Raw genomic sequence first — 2,741 nt, 5'->3', positions numbered from 1 at the left:
AGTACAACCAACTTCTTCGCATTGAAGAGGAACTTTCTGATGGTGCGGTCTATGCCGGACGCCAGGCATTCCCACGCTTTAAAGGCTAATTACAAAAAATGGCGCTCAAATCTAGTTCTGGAAAGCGAAAGAAAAGTTACCGTTCGCGCAACCTTAACTTCAATCGCCGCCAGGGATCTGGACGCTTGCTTGCTGTCACAGCAATCTTTTTTATGTTAGCCCTTTTCCTTGCTCCGCCAATTAAGAATTACTTTGTTCAGCGCGCACAAATAAATGCAATTCAATCTCAACTTAAAAGTGATAACTCAGCACTCGATGCAGCACGTAAAGAGTTACTGCTCTGGCAAGATCCTGAATACATAAAATCTCAAGCACGCGAACGGCTGCACTTTGTCTTGCCAGGTGAGCGGCAATACATTGTTACGGGAGAAGACGGTCAGAGTTCTGATCAAGTGCTTGAAACAGATGTTGTGAATAATCTTCCTGAAGGACAACCTTGGTATACCCGTATGATTGCCTCAATTACCGAAGCAGGTAAAGGGTGAGCGCTGACAATCGCAGACCAACGGATGCCGATTTAGTAGTTGTTGAAAATCAATTAGGGCGCACGCCTCGTGATGTACACGCCATTGCCTATCGCTGCCCTTGCGGCAAGCCCGCTGTCGTAGAAACGCCACCACGGCTTAGCAATGGTGAACCATTTCCCACTTTCTACTACGCAACTTGCCCACGTCTTACCGCAGCGATTTCAACCCTGGAAACAACTGGCATGATGGGTCAGATGCAGGTACGACTTGAAAGCGATGCGGTATTAGCAGGTGAATATGCAGCGGCGCACGATGATTACATTGCAGCTCGTTCTGCGCTGCAGATAGATGTTCCAGAGGTAGAAAACGTATCGGCAGGTGGTATGCCCAATCGCGTGAAGTGTCTGCACTCACTTATTGCTCATTCACTTTCTGCAGGACCTGGAGTAAACCCATTGGGAGATGAAGCACTTGCAGCGCTGCCCGAGTGGTGGAAACACTTGTCATGCGAGTAGCCGCTATTGATTGTGGCACCAATTCAATTCGCTTACTGATTGCCGATATCGATGGCGCCAACTTTCGCGAAATCCATCGCGAGATGGAGATCGTTCGCCTCGGTCAAGGCGTTGATAAGACTGGTCAATTTCATCCCGATGCAATCCTTCGCACGCTAGCTGCCGTGGATAAATTCGCAATCGAGATTGCAAAGCGCGGAGTTGAAAAGATTCGCTTCTGTGCCACAAGTGCAACGCGCGATGCAACCAATAGAGACTTGTTTATTGATGGCGTAAAAGATCGACTTGGTATTGCACCGGAAGTAATTCCTGGAGAAGTAGAAGCAGCACTTTCCTTCCAGGGTGCCACCCGTGATTTCCCAGCCACAGATGGACCCTTTCTTGTTATCGATATTGGTGGTGGATCAACTGAGTTTGTCTTTGGAACCACTGATGTGGAGTTCGCAAGGAGTGTAAATATTGGTTGCGTACGGATGTCAGAGCGTCACTTCACTGGTGGAGATGCTGACCCGGGCCAGATAGCGGCAGCTATTGAGGATATCGATGAGGCAATTGCCCAAGCTGCCAAGATTGTTCCCATTACTAAATCAAAGACTTTGATTGCAGTAGCTGGCACGGCAACTACTGTTGCAGCGGCAGCGCTAGAACTGCGCACCTATGACAGATATGCAATCCATCTCTCTCGAATCTCTGCCGAGAACGTTCATGCTGCCTCAAAGGCCTTCCTATCTATGAAGCGAGAAGATCGCGAGGCGCTTGGATATATGCACCCAGGTCGCGTTGATGTAATCGGTGCTGGTTCACTCGTTCTTTCACGCATCATGCTTGCAACTGGTGCTACTGAATTTGTGGCATCTGAATCAGATATTCTCGATGGAATGGCCTGGTCACTTGTATAAGTCGATTGAATTACTTGATCAGGCAATCATTAAGTGCCGCAAATGCCCTCGGTTAGTAGAGTGGCGCGAAGAAGTTGCAGTGGTCAAACGCAAGTCATATGAAAACGAGAAATACTGGGGCAAACCGGTAACTGGATTTGGTTCAGTTAAGCCCAAGATGCTCATCGTTGGGCTAGCACCCGGTGCCCACGGTGCTAATCGCACGGGACGCATCTTCACCGGTGACTCTTCCGGTGATTGGCTCTACGGATCATTACACCGAATCGGTATTGCAAAGATTGCAACATCTACTTCGCGCGATGACGGACAAGTACTTAAAGAGACTCGAATCTCGATGGCTGTGCGTTGTGCTCCACCAGGAAATAAACCCACCACTGAAGAGCGCGACACATGTGCACCCTATTTTGAAAATGAAATCCAGCTGATTGCTCCCACAGTGAGATCTTTTGTCGCACTGGGAAACTTTGGTTGGCAAGTATTAATCAAGTCGCTAAAGATGCAAGGACATAAAATCCTATCAACAAAGTTTGGACATGGATCCACGATTAAGTACTCACATAATGGAATTAACTACTTAATCATTGGTAGTTATCATCCAAGTCAACAGAACACTTTCACAGGCAAACTCACCAAGCCAATGCTCGATTCAGTGTTGAAGAAAGCAGCTAAGTTCGCGGGTATTAAGTAACTTTTCGCATAGTAGACTTCGCATCTCTATTGGCCCCCATAGTCCAATGGCAGAGACAGAGGACTTAAAATCCTTCCAGTATCGGTTCGAGTCCGATTGGGGGCACAAAATG

General features: G+C 47.8%; 5 protein-coding genes and 1 tRNA gene. All 6 read left to right on the top strand.

Translation table 11 applies throughout. The features are described from left to right. A partial coding sequence (locus AC9UEP_RS05435) for a hypothetical protein (RefSeq protein ID WP_509544844.1) occupies window positions 1–89 on the top strand: 89 nt, incomplete at its 5' end. A gap of 9 nt (window positions 90–98) precedes the next feature. Beyond that, entirely contained in the window at window positions 99–545 is a 447-nt protein-coding gene (locus AC9UEP_RS05430; protein WP_509544830.1) for an FtsB family cell division protein, read from the top strand. Continuing rightward, window positions 542–1,042: a DUF501 domain-containing protein gene (locus AC9UEP_RS05425; protein ID WP_509544827.1), complete on the top strand. Its 501-nt coding sequence runs from the start codon at window positions 542–544 to the stop codon at window positions 1,040–1,042. The genes AC9UEP_RS05430 and AC9UEP_RS05425 overlap by 4 nt, the downstream gene beginning before the upstream one ends. Next, window positions 1,033–1,941 (top strand): Ppx/GppA phosphatase family protein, encoded by a 909-nt coding sequence (locus AC9UEP_RS05420; protein ID WP_509544824.1) that lies wholly within the window; start codon window positions 1,033–1,035, stop codon window positions 1,939–1,941. The genes AC9UEP_RS05425 and AC9UEP_RS05420 overlap by 10 nt, the downstream gene beginning before the upstream one ends. Beyond that, window positions 1,916–2,629, top strand: coding sequence for a uracil-DNA glycosylase (locus AC9UEP_RS05415; RefSeq protein WP_509544821.1), 714 nt, complete (start codon window positions 1,916–1,918; stop codon window positions 2,627–2,629). Before AC9UEP_RS05420 ends, AC9UEP_RS05415 begins: the two co-directional genes overlap by 26 nt. 32 nt (window positions 2,630–2,661) lie before the next feature. After that, window positions 2,662–2,734: transfer RNA gene (locus AC9UEP_RS05410), tRNA-Leu, on the top strand. The last annotated feature ends 7 nt before the right edge of the window (window positions 2,735–2,741 follow it).

The organism is Candidatus Planktophila sp. (genome assembly GCF_040402315.1).
GTDB lineage: Bacteria > Actinomycetota > Actinomycetes > Nanopelagicales > Nanopelagicaceae > Planktophila.
The sequence above is the reverse complement of the archived record's forward strand: the minus strand, read 5'-3'. Positions and strand labels throughout refer to the sequence as shown.

Excerpts from the sequence above, each read along its gene's own strand:
- AC9UEP_RS05420 (WP_509544824.1), top strand. The coding sequence starts at position 1,033 with ATGCGAGTAGCCGCTATTGATTGTGGCACCAATTCAATTCGCTTACTG.
- AC9UEP_RS05430 (WP_509544830.1), top strand. The coding sequence starts at position 99 with ATGGCGCTCAAATCTAGTTCTGGAAAGCGAAAGAAAAGTTACCGTTCG.
- AC9UEP_RS05415 (WP_509544821.1), top strand. The coding sequence starts at position 1,916 with ATGGAATGGCCTGGTCACTTGTATAAGTCGATTGAATTACTTGATCAG.